This is a genomic window from Acinetobacter tianfuensis (assembly GCF_003611465.1).
Lineage (GTDB): Bacteria > Pseudomonadota > Gammaproteobacteria > Pseudomonadales > Moraxellaceae > Acinetobacter > Acinetobacter tianfuensis.
On record NZ_RAXV01000035.1, the window covers coordinates 1 to 17,085 of the forward strand.

A 17,085-nucleotide genomic window follows, 5' to 3' on the forward strand; every position below is an offset into this window, starting at 1 on the left:
CATAAGCATATATACTGCCAAAAACCATAGCAGTAATTTGACCAATATTTAGCTTATTTTTAATATCCTCGTAATCTTCTAATCTAAATTTATACTGTTCTTGTAAGTGCTCTACTGTCCGAATAAAGTTACTTAACTGATCTATAGCCAGCTCTTCCGCTACAACCTTCAATATTCCCCAAGAACTATGATCAGAATTAAGGATAATTCCAGAATATCGAATTGCTAGAATAAAACTTTGTAAATCAAGATTTAAATACTGAATACAAATATTTTTATTATTTGTTTCGTAACGAATATATAGGCTTAATGCAAGGATGTAATTTTCATTTTTCACATCATTAATATTAATTATATTTATAAAATTTGATTGCCAAAACATATCAAATTTATTTTTAAAACCACCTGTTTTAGGTTGTGAACTTTTATACAAAAGATCTTCCACAATTTTTTCTTTTGCAAGCTCTAATCCAAATTCTAAAAAAATAGACTCAAATTTATTTTCGTAATAATTTTGCATAAAAAATAAGGGCTGATAAATCAGCCCTTATTTTAACTACTTTTGCTCAGCAAATCATAGATTTGCCCTTGCGCCAGGGAAAAGCCTTTCGGCTTTTCTTTATCCTGGCTCATTAAGACAATTGAGCAGCAGCAATTTTCTTCGTATCAACTTCTTTAGATGCGTCTGTATAAGACTCCATCTTGTCGAAGCTTAAGTATTGGTAGATGTCAGCAGACATGCTGTCGATTTGAGCAGCATATTGTTGATATTCTTCTGGAGTTGGTAATTTACCAAGTACAGCAGCAACAGAAGCAAGTTCAGCAGACGCTAAGTAAACGTTTGCACCTTGACCTAAACGGTTCGGGAAGTTACGAGTAGAAGTCGATACACAAGTTGTGTTCGGTGCTACACGTGCTTGGTTACCCATACATAATGAACAACCTGGCATTTCAGTACGCGCGCCAGCTTTACCATAAGTATTGTAGAAACCTTCTTCCATCAATTGGCGTTCGTCCATACGAGTTGGAGGAGCTAACCAAAGACGAGTAGATAAAGAACCACCAGGAACTTTCTCTAACAATTTACCAGCCGCACGGAAGTGACCGATGTTCGTCATACATGAACCAACGAATACTTCGTCAATTTTCACGCCTTGAACGTCAGAAAGCAATTTGGCATCATCTGGGTCATTCGGACAGCAAAGAACTGGTTCAGTGATTGTAGAAAGGTCGATTTCATACACTTTCGTGTATTCAGCGTCAGCATCAGCTTTAAGAAGTGATGGGTTCGCCAACCATTTTTCCATGTTCTCAACACGACGAGCCATAGTACGCGCATCGCCATAACCTTCAGAAATCATCCATTTCAACATAGTAATGTTTGATTTAAGGTATTCAGCAACTTTCTCTTCAGAAAGTGTGATAGAACAACCAGCAGCTGAACGTTCAGCAGAAGCATCAGAAAGTTCGAACGCTTGCTCAACAGTCAGGTCAGTTTCCATTTCTGTTAAGTCGATCTCTAAGATACGACCAGAGAAGATGTTTTTCTTACCCTTCTTCTCTACAGTTAAGTCACCTTGTTGAATCGCAACATAAGGAATCGCATGTACAAGGTCACGTAGTGTGATACCAGGCTGCATTTTACCTTTGAACTTAACAAGTACAGACTCAGGCATATCGAGCGGCATAACACCAGTTGCAGCAGCGAATGCTACAAGACCAGAACCTGCTGGGAAAGAAATACCGATTGGGAAACGAGTATGTGAGTCACCGCCAGTACCAACTGTATCTGGAAGAAGCATACGGTTTAACCAAGAGTGGATAATACCGTCACCTGGACGTAGAGAAACACCGCCGCGGTTCATGATGAAATCAGGAAGCGAGTGCTGCATTTGAACGTCAACTGGTTTTGGATACGCAGCTGTGTGACAGAAAGATTGCATAACTAGGTCAGCAGAGAAGCCGAGGCAAGCTAAGTCTTTCAATTCGTCACGAGTCATTGGACCTGTTGTATCTTGAGAACCAACAGTCGTCATCTTAGGTTCGCAGTAAGTACCTGGAAGTACACCTTGACCTTCAGGAAGACCACAAGCGCGGCCAACCATTTTTTGAGCTTGAGTGAAACCTTTACCAGTAGCTGCAGGTTGAACTGGAGTACGGAATAAAGTTGAAGGTGCAAGACCTAGTGCTTCACGAGCTTTAGTTGTTAAACCGCGGCCAACGATCAGGTTGATACGGCCGCCAGCACGTACTTCGTCTAGAAGAACTGGAGTTTTAAGTTCAGATTCAGCGATTTGAGCGCCGTCTTTGAACGCCGTTACTTTAGCAGCAGCGTGGTCAATCTTAAGCGTGATTTCGTCGCCCATGTTCATGTTTTGAACATCGATTTCTACTGGCAATGCACCAGCATCTTCCATTGTGTTGAAGAAAATCGGAGCGATTTTAGAACCTAAGCAATAACCGCCGTCTTTTTTGTTCGGGATGTGAGCAATTTCGTCACCGAAGAACCAAAGTACAGAGTTAGTTGCTGACTTACGAGAAGAACCAGTACCAACAACGTCACCTACGTAAGCAACTTGGTTGCCTTTCGCGATAAGGTCTTTGATTTGGTTAAGCGGACCAACTTCACCAGGAACTTCTGGGTTGATACCGTCACGTACGTTTTTAAGCATTGCGTTAGCGTGTAACGGAATGTCTGGACGGCTCCACGCGTCTTGTGCAGGTGACAAGTCGTCTGTGTTTGTTTCGCCAGTTACTTTGAAAACTGTCAGTTTAATTTCTTCAGGAACGTCTTTACGGCTAGTGAACCATTCAGCGTCAGCCCAAGACTGCATAACTGCTTGTGCATTTGCATTGCCCGCTTTTGCTTTATCAGCAACGTCATGGAACGCATCAAATACAAGAAGAGTTTTCTTAAGCGCGTCAGCTGCAAGTTCTGCAAGCTCAGCATCATCAAGAAGCGCAACTAAAGGAGCAACGTTATAACCGCCAAGCATAGTGCCTAGCAAGTAAACAGCACGTTCTTTAGAAACTAGAGGTGAAGCAGCTTCGCCTTTAGCCAAAGCAGCTAAGAATGCAGCTTTAACGTATGCAGCTTGGTCAACACCTGCAGGAACACGGTTTTCAAGCAAATCAACTAAGAATGCTTCTTCGCCCGCTGGTGGATTTTTTAATAATTCAACTAATGCAGCTGTTTGAGCATCATCAAGTGGCTTCGGTGGGACTCCGAGTGCGGCACGTTCTGCAACGTGTTGGCGGTAAGCTTCTAGCACGGTGTTATTCCTCTTTTTTAAAAAATTACTCATGAATTCCTGCTTTAAATAAAGCTTCACAAGCAATATGGACTGCTAAATTTTACTAAAATTCCAGTTAAAAGTTAATGCAAGTACAGTGTTTCTTTGTGATGCCCATTATTTCATAAATAAATAGTACACACTTCGTTCAAACATTAAGCAAATTCAGTACTTATTGCACACTCTTCAGCCACTCAAATTAACTTTTAACAAAAACTCACTTCATAAAAAAGGCAACCAAATGTTGCCCTTTTTTCTAACCCTTGGATATTCCACCTTAGTGTACTGTAGTTGCTGAAATATATTGATTTAATTCTGTACGATTGCCGCTGAATTTTACTTGGCACTGGTCTTCAAATAAGCCGCAATGCTGATTGCTGGCAAAGGAAATATCAATCGCACAGCGCTGCTGCAATCCTTGATCTATATTGCGCTTAAAGTAAACCTTGTCGCCTATGCTCAGCACATAATTGACACCGCCAATAATGACAAGTCCCTGCTCATCTTCCAAAAGTAAATCTGCATGGTTCATATAGCCGACAACATCCATTTGCTGCTCCTTATAATGCGGATCTTTAAAGCCATTATTCATTAAAAAGATAAGCTTTTCTATATTGCAGATATAGGATTTGTGACAATTTGTGATCAATCTAGCTTAGGCTATTTTGAGTATCTGAATCATGATTCTTTTCAATATATCGTCTTCTGCTATGTCATTTAGGCGAATAAATATTTTTATAAAAAATACTAAACCGCTTCAGCTTAAAAGCGCTATTCACGTTCACTCAAACCAATAGGCTTCAAATAAAAAACCGCCCTAAAAAGAGCGGTCACCTTCAATACTGTTTCAGTCTTAGAAACTTAGAAAGGCTTATATTCAGGCATTTTATCATGCGGCGTGGCGATACATTTCGCTGTAAATTCCGCACGAATTTTCTCACGGGAAGCTTCAACATCCTCTTTCACTGCAGACTCTGGAAGCGCATACACCTCATCTACAATCGTCAAGAGAAACTTCTTAGTCGTTTCGTCTTCAATTTTGTTGGCATGCTCTACAGCTTTGTCTTTTTCAATTGCATTTTGACGGTCAAGCATTACTGTACGCGCTGCATTGCCTACACTGCGGCAATAACCTTGCCACTGCTCTTCAGGGGTTAATGGTTTCTTTTCAGCACAGCCAGCCAAAGCCACCAAAACAGATAAAGCGAGTAACTTTTTCATGAACTTCTCCTTACGACAGGCAATATAAAAGATCGTTTGGCTTTTGTCATGTAAATTAGCGCATTCTGAACAAACAAAAAGCCCTTTCGGGCTTTTTAAACGCAGATGCTTAACCGCAATTTGCAGCAATAATTTTATTGCTATTTGGATCTACTGTCACAGTCACACGCTCTGAACGGTAGTCCATAGTCACTGGCTGCTCTGGTTTGACCATGCGTACAATTTGAGACTTTGTCAGCGTTTTAATTTGATCTTCGGATACATTAGACTGACCGACTAAACGATTAGCCTCCTCTGGCACACAGTTAGACTGGCTAGAACGCAGCAGCGCCCATTCCTCAACAACCTGACCATTCGCTAAATGGCAATAACCAACCTGTCCGTTATTTTCATTGCGTATTTCCAGCTTACCGCCCTGCTCAACACAATATTGACTTGCAGGATTCGTCATACCGATTTTTTGTGCAGTACTTTCAGTTTTTTGAGCTGCACAGCCTGCAAGCCCAACAAGAACTAAGCTCATCCAAACAAGATGCTTCATCTACATTTCCTCTATTTATAGCCTTTAAATTAACAGCTATTGTAATGCATAGACCGTTCCAGCGGTCACATCTGCATGATCAATATAAAAATTGCGGGAACAAATGTCTTAATTTACAGCATGAATATCCAATTCTTCATTGGTCGCCAAAACCACAGAAGATAAAATTGGAATCCCCAAGATAAGCGGCATTGCAAAAATCCAAAGAATAACTGTTGCGCCCGGATTAAAAAAGAAGTGAATTGCAAGCGCCGAAAGCAGAAGCACCAACAGTAAAATCATCGCAAATCTAAATACAAACTTAGTCGACATAATTTTATGCTCAAATAGAAAACTATACCCCCCTAATATACACATACTTTTAGTATGGTTTTATTGGTTTTCAGTCTGCATTCGCCATTTGCGATTGGTTATTTGCATCTTAAATCATACACATCTAGCCTTGAGGCAATGTCTCGAAGATAAAATTTCCTCGATTGATCAAATAGAGGCGCAGCCTCTTACACTTAAACTGCGGCAGAAGGCAAGCAAGTCTGCGCATTTTTTAAATACTGAATGTGGCCATATTCCAATAAAAAAACGCGCCTTTTGGCGCGTTTTTTTAAGCAGTGCAAAGATTATTCATCAAGCAGCGCTAAAACTTCGTCAGAGAACTCAACATTCGTATAAACGTTTTGAACATCATCTAAGTCTTCAAACATATCAATCATTTTCACGATTTTTTTCGCTTGATCAACATCTGTAATCAGTGCTTTAGTTGAAGGGTTCATTACAACTTCTGCATTATCAGATTTTAAGCCAGCTGCAGTTAAAGCATCTTGAACTTCACCGAATGTTTCAGGCGTTGTAATAACTAAGATTTCGTCTTCATCAACTTCAATATCTTCCGCGCCTGCTTCCAAAGCGACATCCATAATTTTATCTTCTAAAGAAACATCTTCAAAAGTAATCTCACCGCGCTTAGTAAACATATAGGCTACAGAACCAGCTGTACCTAAATTACCGTCAGTCTTAGAGAAGCAATGACGTACATCAGGAACAGTACGGTTAAGGTTATCTGTCATTGTTTCAATAATTACAGCAACGCCGCCAACGCCATAACCTTCATAGGTTACTTCTTTTAAATCAGTATTTTCTTCACCGCCTACACCGCGTGCAATGGCGCGGTTGACTGTGTCACGTGTCATGTTTGCTGATAATGCTTTTTCTACTACAGCACGTAAACGCGGGTTAGATGCAACATCTCCGCCGCCTAAACGGGCAGCTGTTACGATTTCACGAATAAATTTTGTGAATACTTTAGCGCGGCTCGCATCTTGTTTTGCTTTACGATGCTTTGTGTTAGCCCACTTGGAATGACCCGCCATGCGAAATATGCTCCTTGTAGATTGGCCTTATGCCTCTCAAATTGTGCAAATTCTACCATAAGCGCTTTTTTTTGAGAAAGTGCTTAGTTTAGAGTTTTTTCATCAATTAAGAGTTGTTTTTAGGTTCTGGAATAATAATGTCCAAACCTGTATTTTCTTTGTACAGATTTTTCAGCAGCGCCAGATCATGATCTAGATCTGTCGGATAGATCTTGCCAAAAATACCGCCTTTTTTTGTATGTGAATTTGCATACATTAAGACAATAGGCACACCGGCTGCTTTTGCAATATACCAAAAACCAGTACGGATAGGCTTGCGCGCTTCACCGCGCTTAGCGCGAGTTGCTTCAGGCGCAATGACCAAGTTAAATTTATCATTTGCCGCAAAGTGTTCAGCCATCTGCTGCACAATATCTTTACTTGACTGACGGTCAACTGGAATGCCGCCAACAGCGTCTAAAATAGGCTTCATCGGACCTTTGAAGAGCTCTTTTTTAATTAAAGTATGGATTTTAAGGTCATAAATTTGGAACAGAGCAAGGGAAAGCACAGCATCCATCATAGATGTATGTTCAAAACCTACAATGACTTGTTTTTTTTCAAGCACATCCGGTTTAACTTCATAAGTCCAGCCTGAAAGCTTAAACGCAGATTCGCCAATAATTTTTTTCAGCATGAATGAACAGCAAGGTATAAAAAAGAGTGCCTAATTTCATCCTCTTTAGAAGGACAGTCAAGAGCAAAACTGTAGATTCAGTACAGATGTATAATTTTATATATTTTTTTAAGACTTAGAAACGCTAACTGTATATTTATTGATTTAAAATAAATATGAAATGAGAAGTATAAAGTATTAATAAGTATATTTTTAGTACTGTTCATGCCTAGTAATTCTTATTAGACTTTTGTCGCAGGTTAAAGGAACTCATTTAAGTTCTTTTAAAACAATTTTAGGCTTTACAGGATTCAAAAATGACGGTTATCAGCGCATTGCTTTTCTCTTTAGGTATGCTCGCTCTAGTATCTGTATGGTCTTTAATCGAAATTTATCTCGATTCCAAGAAAACAGAGGCCGTTGATTGTTAAATCATCTCATTTTCTTTTCTATTGTTATTTTTCTGCATCCAGAAAAATAAGTGTATTTCTTCGCGCCTAAACCAAGAATGCCTCAAATAATATATAAAATCTATAAGTAAAATCAAACTAACAATCACTCTGCTCTATCCAATATTTTTCTGCATTTTCAGGAAAACCCTAAGAAAATAGTATTTTTTATTCCTCCTTAATAGAATTTGTTTTGTTAGTGTACAACAAGAAGGAAAAACACTTGTTTTTTCAAAAAATCTCCGATAGTATTCATTTCGCTTGAACTTGTTGATATATAACACTTTCGGCATATAGGGCCTATAGCTCAGTTGGTTAGAGCAGCGGACTCATAATCCGTTGGTCCACAGTTCAAGTCTGTGTGGGCCCACCATATAAAACAACCACTTAGGTGTACTAATCCTAAGTGGTTTTTTATTGCCTATTTCCATGTAAGCACTATATAAGTAAAAAAAAGAAGTACCGCTTATTCAAAGCAAAAATAATGATTACTGCCCACCCTTATATAGATAGCAGCCAGTCACTGCAGCGCTCAAGCCTTGCTCAGCAATCCTGTACAGTTAAAAACATTATATTCTTTAATCACAAAGCTGGAATGCAGCGCCACAACATGTTCAATTTTCCCAATCCGCTTGAGTAAAACATCACTGTAATTTTCCATATCTTTTGCAACCACTTGGACAATAAAATCTGCAGACTGCCCTGTCACCAAAAAAGCATTGATCACTTCAGGAATACTCTCAAGCTCTTCTAAAAATTTAGCAAAAGTATCTGTATCATGTTTACTGAGCGAAACCTGCAGCAGCACGTGCAAGCTGAAACCTAATTTTTGATAATTCAGTTCACGCTTCAAACCTGACATAATATTCTGATCAATCAGATGCTTAATTCGTCTATGCACAGAGCTTACAGATAAATTTATACGCTCAGACAATTCATTTAAGTTCAAATCTTCATGCGTTAAAATTTCTAAAATTTGCTTATCAAAGCGGTCGAGTTCCATGCTTTGCTCCCTGTTACGCAGCTGCGCCAATTACTTTATTTTGTGTTATGAGCCATTCACGCTTCGATTCAGCGTTCTTCTCCAATGTAATAAATAACAAACCCATTGCCAAATATTTTTTCACTTATTGATCACTTTTTAGAAATATTTACCCAGTTTTTACTTGTTTATTAAAATTTAATGACAAATTTCATCATCGTGATTCATTCTCACCTATTATTTTAACTATTCACGCAAAACATAAATATGATCCATTCATCCGTATTTACCGCCCTTTCCGACCAAATACATCTTCTTTAAAAATCAAACAATTATCCTCATATCACCCGCATAAAACGAGAACAGCATCTCACATTTTTAAAATGATTCATTTTTCAATATTTTACTTTTCATAACTTTCAGTTTAAAAATACCTTGAAAAAAATCAGCTCAAAAATTAAACAATACTGGTTAAAAATAAATAATAAGGAATACACTCCATGGCATTAAAATTCACAAGCTTATTCGCAGCTGCTCCTAAAATCAGCTCAGTCCTCAGCCCTAAATTACAGCTGAGCTCACTCTCAGACTTAATAAAACCTGCTATCGGCTCTCTTATCAGCAATACCGCTAAATCAAGCTCCATTGATTTAAGCAGCTTAGCAGGATCATTGCCTTCAATCATCAATATGATCAGCAGTTTAAGCTCTGGCGGTTCAAAACCTGCTCTGAATGCAGAAACACTCAATACGCTTATGCAAACTTTGCAGCCGCTGCTGCAATCACTAAATAGTTCATCTTCAACCAGCCAAGCTCAACTGCTTCAATCTTTACCGACAGTCGTCAAGACCATCACCAGTTTAATCAATGGCTTTAACGGTCAGACAGATGTCTCTGAAAATACAGCCAGCGCAATTACAGCCCTAAAACCATTATTGGCTCAGCTCGCTGCTTCCAACACCAACACAGATACCGCACAAATTATCAGTACACTAAATAAAGTCTTAGCAATTGCTCAGCCAATCATTCAAATTACTGGCACACTCAATGCAGGCAATGCCGATATGGGCGATATTGCAAAAATTGCAGCACAATCTCTTATGCCCTTGCTTGCATCCATTGATACTGGCAGTTCAAATATAGATATGGCTATGCTGCAAAAAGCGCTGCCATCTGTAATTGGCAGTGTGACTGCGCTGGTTAGCACGCTTACTCAGGCAAACGGCAGCAATATTCCAGAAACCATTTCAGGCATGCTTAAAGGAACTAATCCCTTACTGAAGTTACTTGCAGAAAGCGGAAGTCTAGATTCAAGCCAGACAGAGACTGTTAACGCCGTTTATAATGTACTGAATAGCGTTAAAACCATGCTCGACTTTGTCAATAATCCATCACTCCTAACACTTTCTGCCGATCTAAATAACGTATTAAGCTCATTAAAGCCTGTCGTCGATATGCTGGGGCAAAAAGGCGATTTCAGTAATTTGTTAGGCAATGCTCAAATGCCAGACTTAGGAGACTTGCTGAGTTCAATTCCATCTTCTGGACAAAAAGATATTGACAGCAGCACAGATCAAATACCAGACCTCAACTTCGGCACTCTTCCGAATTTGTCAGACCTCATTTCCGGCAGCAGTCAAATGGGCAATATTGACTTAAGCCAAATCAGTTCACAATTAACCAGTGCCGCCCATAAACTTACAGGCATTATGCCGCTAGCCTCGGGCGATTTATCTGCACTCACTCAATTAACCCAAGGTATCGAGATTTCTCAACCTGTACCATATGTTTAATGCATGCATAATAAAGATACCAGTTCATATTGAAAAAAACGCGCCAAAGGCGCGTTTTTTTCAATACCAAGCCAAACTTATCAATATTATACGCCGCGCCAATCTACCCGCGCATTACGCTCGGTTTTATAAATCCGCTGCACATACTGCCCTAAAGGCAATTCCTGCAAATACTCTTTATATTGCTTGAATTCATCAGAAATAACTTCATCTGATTCTTTTTCCCAAGGCGTGCCTGAAACTTCTAAAATTGGCGCAAGCATCGAACATACAGCAATATCCGCCAAACCAATACGGTCACCTACAAAATAACGCCCGCCCTGCTCAATAATCTGCTGGTTCAGCTGTTCTACCAGCACCTGCATACGCTCTTTTGAATCTGCAACTTGTTCTGTATCCAGCTGATACCCCTTAGATACAATCGCTTTTAAAATAGGCTTTGAATATTTTTCTAAACGGCGCAAATACCCCTTTTCGCCAATAAGAATATCTAAAGACTCATTGCCCTCAATTAAGGCATGAGATAGCCCCCAGCGGCGGACATGCAGCCCCAATTCTATTGAAAGCGCATTGATTTCTAAAGCGCGTGTTCTTAACTGACTGTCTGTACGTAAAAGGCTATGCTCTGGATACTTTTCATCCAAATACAATGCAATTTGAGTGGAATCTGCTACCCACATATCGCCATCACGTAAAATAGGCAGTTTATTTTGACCTGTTTTCAGCTGCGCAAATGCGCGGTGAACACCTGGCATTAAATTTTGTGCGACGTATTCTAATTCTTTGTGATCTAAAATCCAGCGCGCCTTTTCACAAAAATGAGAAAGCGGAAACTGGTATAACGTTCGCATAAAAACTCCAAAATCATTGTTCTAGGTATAAGGCCGTTAAGAACGTGAAGAAAGCTGACTTATCAGCAGGATACTTTAGTCACACATATAAAGAAAAACAATGTGAATTTTGCGCAAATTCAATGTTTAAAGGCCAAGTCCGATAAAACACCAAGCTGAATTTCACGTCTATAGTGCAAATAGCAAAAAGGACTTAAAGAATAAAATGCAGCATGAGTTTTTTAAATATATTTCAACACCGTACAATAAATCACTCGAATAAAAAGCAACCGCCCCATTTCATACAATGAACAACACGGAAGCAGATAAATAGAAAGCTTTTATTATAATGAAATCCTAAGCAGTAAATAGCTTCTCGCAAAAGCGGCGCCAATATGCAAAAACGTCTTCTACAGCACTGATTATATTTCATATCCCTCACAGCATCAGTGCTGCCGCTGCATTTAAGCGGCCTTCGCTCACGCATAAGCAAACCATGACTTTGTCATGGCTTTCATGTAAAATCATCGGCAATTTTTATATATAACACTGTGTGAGTTATTTCATGGGTTTTAATTGCGGTATTGTCGGCTTGCCGAACGTTGGTAAATCTACTCTTTTCAATGCTCTAACTAAAGCTGCTATTGCTGCTGAAAACTTCCCATTCTGTACAATTGAGCCAAATACAGGCATCGTTCCTGTACCAGATCCGCGTTTAGACAAATTGACTGCTATTGTTAACCCGCAGCGCGTTATACCGACCACAATGGAGTTTGTGGACATTGCAGGCTTAGTTGCAGGCGCATCTAAAGGTGAAGGCTTAGGCAACCAATTCCTTGCTAACATTCGTGAAACGGATGCGATTGCTCACGTCGTTCGCTGCTTCGAAGACGAAAACGTTATTCATGTTAACGGCAAAATTGATCCGCTGGATGACATCGCGACAATCAATACTGAACTTGCATTAGCTGACTTAGAAACAGTAACCAAAGCAGTTACACGTTTAGCAAAATCAGCTAAAGGCGGCGACAAAGAAGCGATTGCAACTAAAGCCGTTCTAGATAAAATTTTACCGTTGCTAGACGAAGGTAAACCTGCACGCGCAGCTGATTTAGATGATGACGAACGTAAATTGGTTCGCGGCTTTGGTCTAATGACTTTAAAGCCAACAATGTACATCGCGAACGTTGCAGAAGACGGTTTTGAAAACAACCCTCACTTAGCAGCTGTTCAAAAGTTAGCCGCTGAAGAGAATGCAATTGTTGTTCCGCTTTGCAACCAAATTGAAGCTGAAATTTCACTGCTTGAAGACGAAGACCGTGCTGAGTTCCTAGAAGCTCTTGGTATGGAAGAGCCTGGACTGAACGTTGTCATCCGTGCCGGTTATGGACTGCTTGGCTTGCAAACTTACTTCACTGCCGGTGTGCAGGAAGTTCGCGCATGGACAGTAAAAATTGGGGCAACTGCACCTCAAGCGGCAGGTGTAATTCACACTGACTTTGAAAAAGGCTTCATCCGCGCAGAATGCGTAGCATATGATGACTTTGTTCAGTACAACGGTGAAGCTGGCGCGAAAGAGGCTGGCAAATGGCGCTTAGAAGGCAAAACCTACATCGTTCAAGACGGTGACGTTCTGCACTTCCGCTTCAACGTATAATTTGCTTAAAACTCATTTAAGCACATGAAAAAAGCTCCGACTCTGGAGCTTTTTTTATACCTATAAAAATGGCAAAGGGTTTTGTTTGCTGTGCGTTTTTTCAAAATTCAAAATCCTAAATTTTTCATTTCTAATCTAGAAAAATGAATCCAAACTTAAAAATAATCATTCATCACACTTGTATATAAATTCTTTTCAACACTCACCTCAATCTACAGCAGAATCATTTGGTGGCTGGGCTTATCTTAAATATCAGGCGCCAATGCCTATTTTCATAAAGACAAAAGCAATGAAAAAATTAAGCACAATTATCGCAGCAAGTGTTTTAACGGTTTTAAGCGCGACGGCTTTTGCCTGCCCGCAAGGCACCACACTGACAGGCGGCACTGGCGCTAACCATCGCGGCGGAAAATGCATTGCAGTGCAAAAAGTAAATAGCCACAAAAACAGTCATGAAAAAACCATGGCAAAAACCGATGCTAAAATAGCGAAAACTGATGCCAAAACCGCAAAACCTGATGCTCAAAAAGCTGCTCTAAGTGCGCAAAAAGCCAAAGGAAGCACTCAAAAAGCGTCTGCTGATGCACATAAAGTACAGCACAATGCTAAAACAGCTTTATCTTAAATACTGCAGCACAAAAAAGGCTGATCAAATGATCAGCCTTTTTCTTTAGAGGCTTGATTTAAATACAATTTAAACATTCACTGGCTCTTTCACTTTTTGATCCATCATTGCGCGCTGCTTTCTGGCCTCTTCCAGCATACGCTGCTCAATATCTTTACGAAAACCGAGCATAAAAACCATTTCTGCCAAAACAAATAAGGGACCTATGGCCAGACCAATCACATCATCCATAAATGCAGGCTTTTTCTTTTCATAAAAATGCCCAACAAACTGAAATATCCAGCCGACAATAAAGATACCAATGCTTGCGCTCAGCCATGCTGCCATACTCCATTGCGCCACAATATACGCTAATGGATAAGCCAGTACATAAACAGCCAGCATAATTAGACCAAAAATTTTATCTAAGCTTAAATAATAAATGACAGAGGCCGTCAAAATGACCATCGCTAAGGTCACTTCAAAGCCAGAAACAACCGCACCAGCACGTGCAGTCAGACAAATTAAAGAAAATACGATCAGCGGAATACCGATAAAATGGGTAATAATATTCTTATGATCCAAATGGTAAGCTGCATACTGACTTAACAGCTGTTCTAATTTCGTCATATCAGTGCATCCTTGTAGCAATTATGATTCCACTATATAAGATTAATTAAGCGCAAGTTGTCGCGCAGCCGACAACTGATTTTGAAATATAAAAAATGGAATTTTTATGCCTGATCAGCAATATCTAACACATTTGCACAATAACTTTTGGTTTAATCAGCTCAGCCCAATGTATCAGCAATTTATTTTGCAGCATGCGCAATACCAAAGCTGTCAAAAAGATCAGCGTATTTTTTTATCAGGCGACCCTTTTGACGGCATCTATGCAGTTTTAGAAGGCGCTGTTCGGTTAGGCCATATTGACATTCAAGGCAAAGAAGCCATTGCAGCCATCGCTGAGCCAATCATGTGGTTTGGCGAAATATCTCTAGTCGACCGCCAGCCGCGTTCACACGATGCAATTACATTGCAAAAAAGTACGGTTTTGCATTTGCCCAGCGTCAGCATACAGCAGCTGCTGGAACAGCATCCGCAATTTTGGTTTCATATTGCCCAGCTGACCAGCCAAAAATTGCGCTATGCTTTTTTAGAACTGATCTCAATTCAAACCCAAAATATTTCCCAGCGTTTAGCGCAGCGGCTTCTGTTTATTTTAAATGGCTACGGCAATCATATTGCAATTGAACAGCACAGCATTCATTTGTCACAGGAGCAGTTAGCGCAGCTGCTTGTCTGTTCACGGCAAACCGTCAATCAGGAGCTGCAAGAGTTAGAAAAACGCGGCGTACTGAAAGTCACTTTCCGTAGAATTGAAATACTTGATATAGGCTTATTGCACCGTATTGCGCATGCTTTACCATAAATATCAGAGCCTCTTTACAAATAAGCACATTTATAGTGCAAATCTAAGGCCTCTTTTTAGATCCTATTATTGTTTTGCTTTAATTTAGCGCTTCATTCGCATACTGAATATATATTTAAGAGTGCAGCTGACAAACATCCACTGTATCAAAACCATTACTGCAAGGCGCTGCTTCATAAGAGCTGTTCCGATCATTGGCCACGCATTGGCAGAAATACCGAATGACACCAAGAATGTTAAATTTAATACTTTTTTCATCTTAAAATCATTATCAATGATAATTAAAAACCATATAAAAATAGCTTTTATTTGAAAAATATTATCGAATAGCAATAATTTAGTGGATTTTAAAAACAGCCGAAAATAAAAAAATTAATCCATTTAAAGTCTTTATTGAAAAAATAAAAAAACAGCAGAAGTTTCTGCTGTTTTTATCACAGTTAACCGTGCGTATATTCAAACACCAATTTTTTTAGGGTCCGTATTGCCTAGCTCTGGATTTGCAATCGCACCTTCGCATTGTTTTTTATCGCGTTCATAATCTGCTTGTTTTTGTACGGCATTGGCATCGCCCTCAATGACTGTGCGCGCCCAAATATCTAAGCTTGTTAATGCCTTACGGCAAAGTGCAAACTTACCTTCAGTTACAGAATCTGTCATTTTTACATTGATACGCCAATCTGTACTCAGCTTGCGTGCAGGCTTTCGCACCTGCTCTTCCAGCACACCAGACTGCTTTTCATATACTAGAGTATCGACAACATTCATAAACTTCCACGCTTCATTTGCATAAGCAGTCGCATCATTGCTTAGTTTAGGCGCAGCTTTAATAATAACCTTTTCTTCAGGCGCATCAGAAGAGTTTCCGCAAGCCTGCAGCAGCATAGCGCTTCCGGCCAAAATTACGGCTTTTACCGCATGTGATTTGCAGCTAAACATATTGAGCCTACTGATTCAAACATTTCGGCACTATGCTAGTAAATTCAGGTACAATACTCAATCTAATTTGACCTAATGATCAACTATCCCACAAGGTGTGTCGTGTCAGAGCACAATATATCCCCAGCACAACCTGCTGGTTTTTGGCAAGGTGCTAAAGATAGTCAAGCGATTATTTTCACTTATCTTCCTGTTTCTTTTGCCTTTGGTGTCTCTGCGACGCAATTTGGCTTTACTGCTTGGGAAGCGTTGTTTCTCTCCTGCTCCATGTATGCTGGCGCCAGTCAGTTCTTAGTCGTTGCGCTGCTTGGCAGCGGAACATCAATCTGGATGACGGCGCTGACGGTTATTGCCTTAGATATCCGTCATTTGCTATATGGCCCTGCATTGCAGAACCTCATTCAAGACCGCTTAAATCTGAAAAAAACAGCTATTTGGTCTTGGGGTTTAACCGATGAAGTTTTTGCCTCAGGCATGATTAAACTGACGCAGCGCCGTCAGGAATGGTCTGAATCATGGATGCTTGGCTTAAGTTTATTCAGCTGGATGTCTTGGGCGCTGGGTTCTTTTTTAGGCGGGCTTTTTGCAGATCAGGTCAGCAATCTGCCGCAGTTTTTACAGGCAGCGCTCGACTTCTTGCTTCCCGCTTTATTCCTAAGCTTCTTACTGGCTGCTTTTGAAAAGAAACATACTTTTGTGGTTGCAGTAACTACTCTTGTTTCTGCTGTATCATGCTATTTTATCGATCTTTCAGCAGCTATTTTCATTGGCATCTCTTCTGGCATTCTAGCGGGCCTGTTTAAACATTATGTTTTAAAACAGCAAGATAATGAGCATACTGGAGCCTAACATGAATATCGAAATTATACTTGTCGGCATTTTAGTAGGCATTGCCAATTTTGCTTCGCGCTTTGGGCCATTTTTTGTTATTCAAAAGTTTCAGCAAGGCTCACAAAAACGCGGCGCTTTATGGATCAAAATTGCATTAGGTTCTATCGGCATTGCCGCAATCAGCTCTATGCTTGTTGTTGCAACATTGCCGCCGCTGCTTGAAACACCAAATAAAAGCTTTGCCATGCTAGTTGGCTTTATTGTACTGACTGCACTTTACTTTAAGTTTAAACGGATTGTCATGGCGACATTAACTGCCGCGCTAACTTATGGTTTGGTTTATACCTACGTGCCAGTACCTTTTTAATTCACCCCATCATGAAGTCAAATTTCTATTTTATTCAATCTAAGCTGCACGGTATTTCACCGATATGCCATGCAGCCGCCTCATGCCATGCTTAAATAAACAATAAATCCAATTCATCTTAGAT

At 39.9% G+C, this 17,085-nt stretch carries 18 protein-coding genes and 1 tRNA gene; 7 read left to right on the forward strand and 12 right to left on the reverse strand.

All coding sequences use genetic code 11. The features are described from left to right. From D7V32_RS13855 to D7V32_RS13890, 8 genes are all read right to left on the reverse strand, one after another. The coding region (locus D7V32_RS13855) for a hypothetical protein (RefSeq protein WP_147394226.1) at positions 1-520 on the reverse strand (520 nt) is incomplete at its 3' end. A gap of 112 nt (positions 521-632) precedes the next feature. Further along, positions 633-3,272, reverse strand: a complete 2,640-nt coding sequence (locus tag D7V32_RS13860) for a bifunctional aconitate hydratase 2/2-methylisocitrate dehydratase (protein WP_120403471.1) — start codon at positions 3,270-3,272, stop codon at positions 633-635. A 298-nt stretch (positions 3,273-3,570) separates the two neighbouring features. After that, positions 3,571-3,843, reverse strand: a complete 273-nt coding sequence (locus D7V32_RS13865) for a hypothetical protein (protein ID WP_120403472.1) — start codon at positions 3,841-3,843, stop codon at positions 3,571-3,573. Between the two features lie 311 nt (positions 3,844-4,154). Continuing rightward, positions 4,155-4,514 carry a hypothetical protein gene (locus tag D7V32_RS13870; RefSeq protein ID WP_120403473.1) on the reverse strand — a complete coding sequence of 120 codons (360 nt, stop codon included), beginning with the start codon at positions 4,512-4,514 and terminating at the stop codon, positions 4,155-4,157. 109 nt (positions 4,515-4,623) lie between these two features. Next, positions 4,624-5,055, reverse strand: a complete 432-nt coding sequence (locus D7V32_RS13875; RefSeq protein WP_120403434.1) for an I78 family peptidase inhibitor — start codon at positions 5,053-5,055, stop codon at positions 4,624-4,626. 108 nt (positions 5,056-5,163) lie between these two features. After that, entirely contained in the window at positions 5,164-5,367 is a 204-nt protein-coding gene (locus D7V32_RS13880; protein WP_120403435.1) for a hypothetical protein, read from the reverse strand. A gap of 305 nt (positions 5,368-5,672) precedes the next feature. Continuing rightward, complete coding sequence (locus D7V32_RS13885; protein ID WP_120403436.1) at positions 5,673-6,422, reverse strand: YebC/PmpR family DNA-binding transcriptional regulator; 750 nt, start codon at positions 6,420-6,422, stop codon at positions 5,673-5,675. A gap of 106 nt (positions 6,423-6,528) precedes the next feature. Further along, entirely contained in the window at positions 6,529-7,098 is a 570-nt protein-coding gene (locus tag D7V32_RS13890) for a 1-acyl-sn-glycerol-3-phosphate acyltransferase (RefSeq protein ID WP_120403437.1), read from the reverse strand. A gap of 724 nt (positions 7,099-7,822) precedes the next feature. On the opposite strand from D7V32_RS13890, the gene D7V32_RS13895 reads away from it, so the two are divergent. After that, positions 7,823-7,899, forward strand: a tRNA-Ile gene (locus D7V32_RS13895). A gap of 159 nt (positions 7,900-8,058) precedes the next feature. Here the strand turns inward: D7V32_RS13895 and D7V32_RS13900 are convergent. Next, positions 8,059-8,529, reverse strand: a complete 471-nt coding sequence (locus D7V32_RS13900) for an Lrp/AsnC family transcriptional regulator (protein WP_120403438.1) — start codon at positions 8,527-8,529, stop codon at positions 8,059-8,061. A gap of 479 nt (positions 8,530-9,008) precedes the next feature. Here D7V32_RS13900 and D7V32_RS13910 point away from each other — a divergent pair, with 479 nt between their 5' ends. Continuing rightward, entirely contained in the window at positions 9,009-10,301 is a 1,293-nt protein-coding gene (locus D7V32_RS13910; protein WP_147394227.1) for a hypothetical protein, read from the forward strand. Positions 10,302-10,387: 86 nt separating this feature from the next. On the opposite strand, the gene D7V32_RS13915 is transcribed toward D7V32_RS13910, so the two are convergent. After that, positions 10,388-11,152, reverse strand: coding sequence for a glutathione S-transferase family protein (locus tag D7V32_RS13915; RefSeq protein ID WP_120403441.1), 765 nt, complete (start codon positions 11,150-11,152; stop codon positions 10,388-10,390). A gap of 544 nt (positions 11,153-11,696) precedes the next feature. Between D7V32_RS13915 and ychF the strand changes: the two genes are divergently transcribed. Both ychF and D7V32_RS13925 read left to right on the forward strand, forming a co-directional pair. Further along, positions 11,697-12,788: a redox-regulated ATPase YchF gene (gene ychF, locus D7V32_RS13920; protein ID WP_120403442.1), complete on the forward strand. Its 1,092-nt coding sequence runs from the start codon at positions 11,697-11,699 to the stop codon at positions 12,786-12,788. 289 nt (positions 12,789-13,077) lie between these two features. Beyond that, positions 13,078-13,413, forward strand: coding sequence for a hypothetical protein (locus D7V32_RS13925; RefSeq protein WP_120403474.1), 336 nt, complete (start codon positions 13,078-13,080; stop codon positions 13,411-13,413). A gap of 69 nt (positions 13,414-13,482) precedes the next feature. On the opposite strand, the gene D7V32_RS13930 is transcribed toward D7V32_RS13925, so the two are convergent. Next, positions 13,483-14,022 (reverse strand): Mpo1 family 2-hydroxy fatty acid dioxygenase, encoded by a 540-nt coding sequence (locus D7V32_RS13930; RefSeq protein ID WP_120403443.1) that lies wholly within the window; start codon positions 14,020-14,022, stop codon positions 13,483-13,485. A 106-nt stretch (positions 14,023-14,128) separates the two neighbouring features. On the opposite strand from D7V32_RS13930, the gene D7V32_RS13935 reads away from it, so the two are divergent. Further along, entirely contained in the window at positions 14,129-14,824 is a 696-nt protein-coding gene (locus D7V32_RS13935) for a Crp/Fnr family transcriptional regulator (protein ID WP_120403444.1), read from the forward strand. Positions 14,825-15,280: 456 nt separating this feature from the next. Here D7V32_RS13935 and D7V32_RS13945 read toward each other — a convergent pair whose 3' ends face one another. Further along, a complete protein-coding gene (locus D7V32_RS13945) occupies positions 15,281-15,763 on the reverse strand; it encodes a hypothetical protein (protein ID WP_120403446.1) in 483 nt (160 codons plus the stop codon). Positions 15,764-15,865: 102 nt separating this feature from the next. Here D7V32_RS13945 and D7V32_RS13950 point away from each other — a divergent pair, with 102 nt between their 5' ends. Beyond that, positions 15,866-16,612, forward strand: a complete 747-nt coding sequence (locus D7V32_RS13950) for an AzlC family ABC transporter permease (protein WP_120403447.1) — start codon at positions 15,866-15,868, stop codon at positions 16,610-16,612. Position 16,613: 1 nt separating this feature from the next. After that, the gene (gene ygaH, locus D7V32_RS13955) at positions 16,614-16,961 is read left to right on the forward strand and encodes an L-valine transporter subunit YgaH (protein WP_120403448.1); all 348 of its coding nucleotides are present in this window, start codon (positions 16,614-16,616) and stop codon (positions 16,959-16,961) included. Positions 16,962-17,085: the final 124 nt, after the last annotated feature.

Coding starts and splice junctions, on each gene's coding strand:
- D7V32_RS13865 (WP_120403472.1), bottom strand. CDS start 3,843: ATGGATGTTGTCGGCTATATGAACCATGCAGATTTACTTTTGGAAGAT.
- D7V32_RS13870 (WP_120403473.1), bottom strand. CDS start 4,514: ATGAAAAAGTTACTCGCTTTATCTGTTTTGGTGGCTTTGGCTGGCTGT.
- D7V32_RS13875 (WP_120403434.1), bottom strand. CDS start 5,055: ATGAAGCATCTTGTTTGGATGAGCTTAGTTCTTGTTGGGCTTGCAGGC.
- D7V32_RS13880 (WP_120403435.1), bottom strand. CDS start 5,367: ATGTCGACTAAGTTTGTATTTAGATTTGCGATGATTTTACTGTTGGTG.
- D7V32_RS13885 (WP_120403436.1), bottom strand. CDS start 6,422: ATGGCGGGTCATTCCAAGTGGGCTAACACAAAGCATCGTAAAGCAAAA.
- D7V32_RS13890 (WP_120403437.1), bottom strand. CDS start 7,098: ATGCTGAAAAAAATTATTGGCGAATCTGCGTTTAAGCTTTCAGGCTGG.
- D7V32_RS13900 (WP_120403438.1), bottom strand. CDS start 8,529: ATGGAACTCGACCGCTTTGATAAGCAAATTTTAGAAATTTTAACGCAT.
- D7V32_RS13910 (WP_147394227.1), top strand. CDS start 9,009: ATGGCATTAAAATTCACAAGCTTATTCGCAGCTGCTCCTAAAATCAGC.
- D7V32_RS13915 (WP_120403441.1), bottom strand. CDS start 11,152: ATGCGAACGTTATACCAGTTTCCGCTTTCTCATTTTTGTGAAAAGGCG.
- ychF (WP_120403442.1), top strand. CDS start 11,697: ATGGGTTTTAATTGCGGTATTGTCGGCTTGCCGAACGTTGGTAAATCT.
- D7V32_RS13925 (WP_120403474.1), top strand. CDS start 13,078: ATGAAAAAATTAAGCACAATTATCGCAGCAAGTGTTTTAACGGTTTTA.
- D7V32_RS13930 (WP_120403443.1), bottom strand. CDS start 14,022: ATGACGAAATTAGAACAGCTGTTAAGTCAGTATGCAGCTTACCATTTG.
- D7V32_RS13935 (WP_120403444.1), top strand. CDS start 14,129: ATGCCTGATCAGCAATATCTAACACATTTGCACAATAACTTTTGGTTT.
- D7V32_RS13945 (WP_120403446.1), bottom strand. CDS start 15,763: ATGTTTAGCTGCAAATCACATGCGGTAAAAGCCGTAATTTTGGCCGGA.
- ygaH (WP_120403448.1), top strand. CDS start 16,614: ATGAATATCGAAATTATACTTGTCGGCATTTTAGTAGGCATTGCCAAT.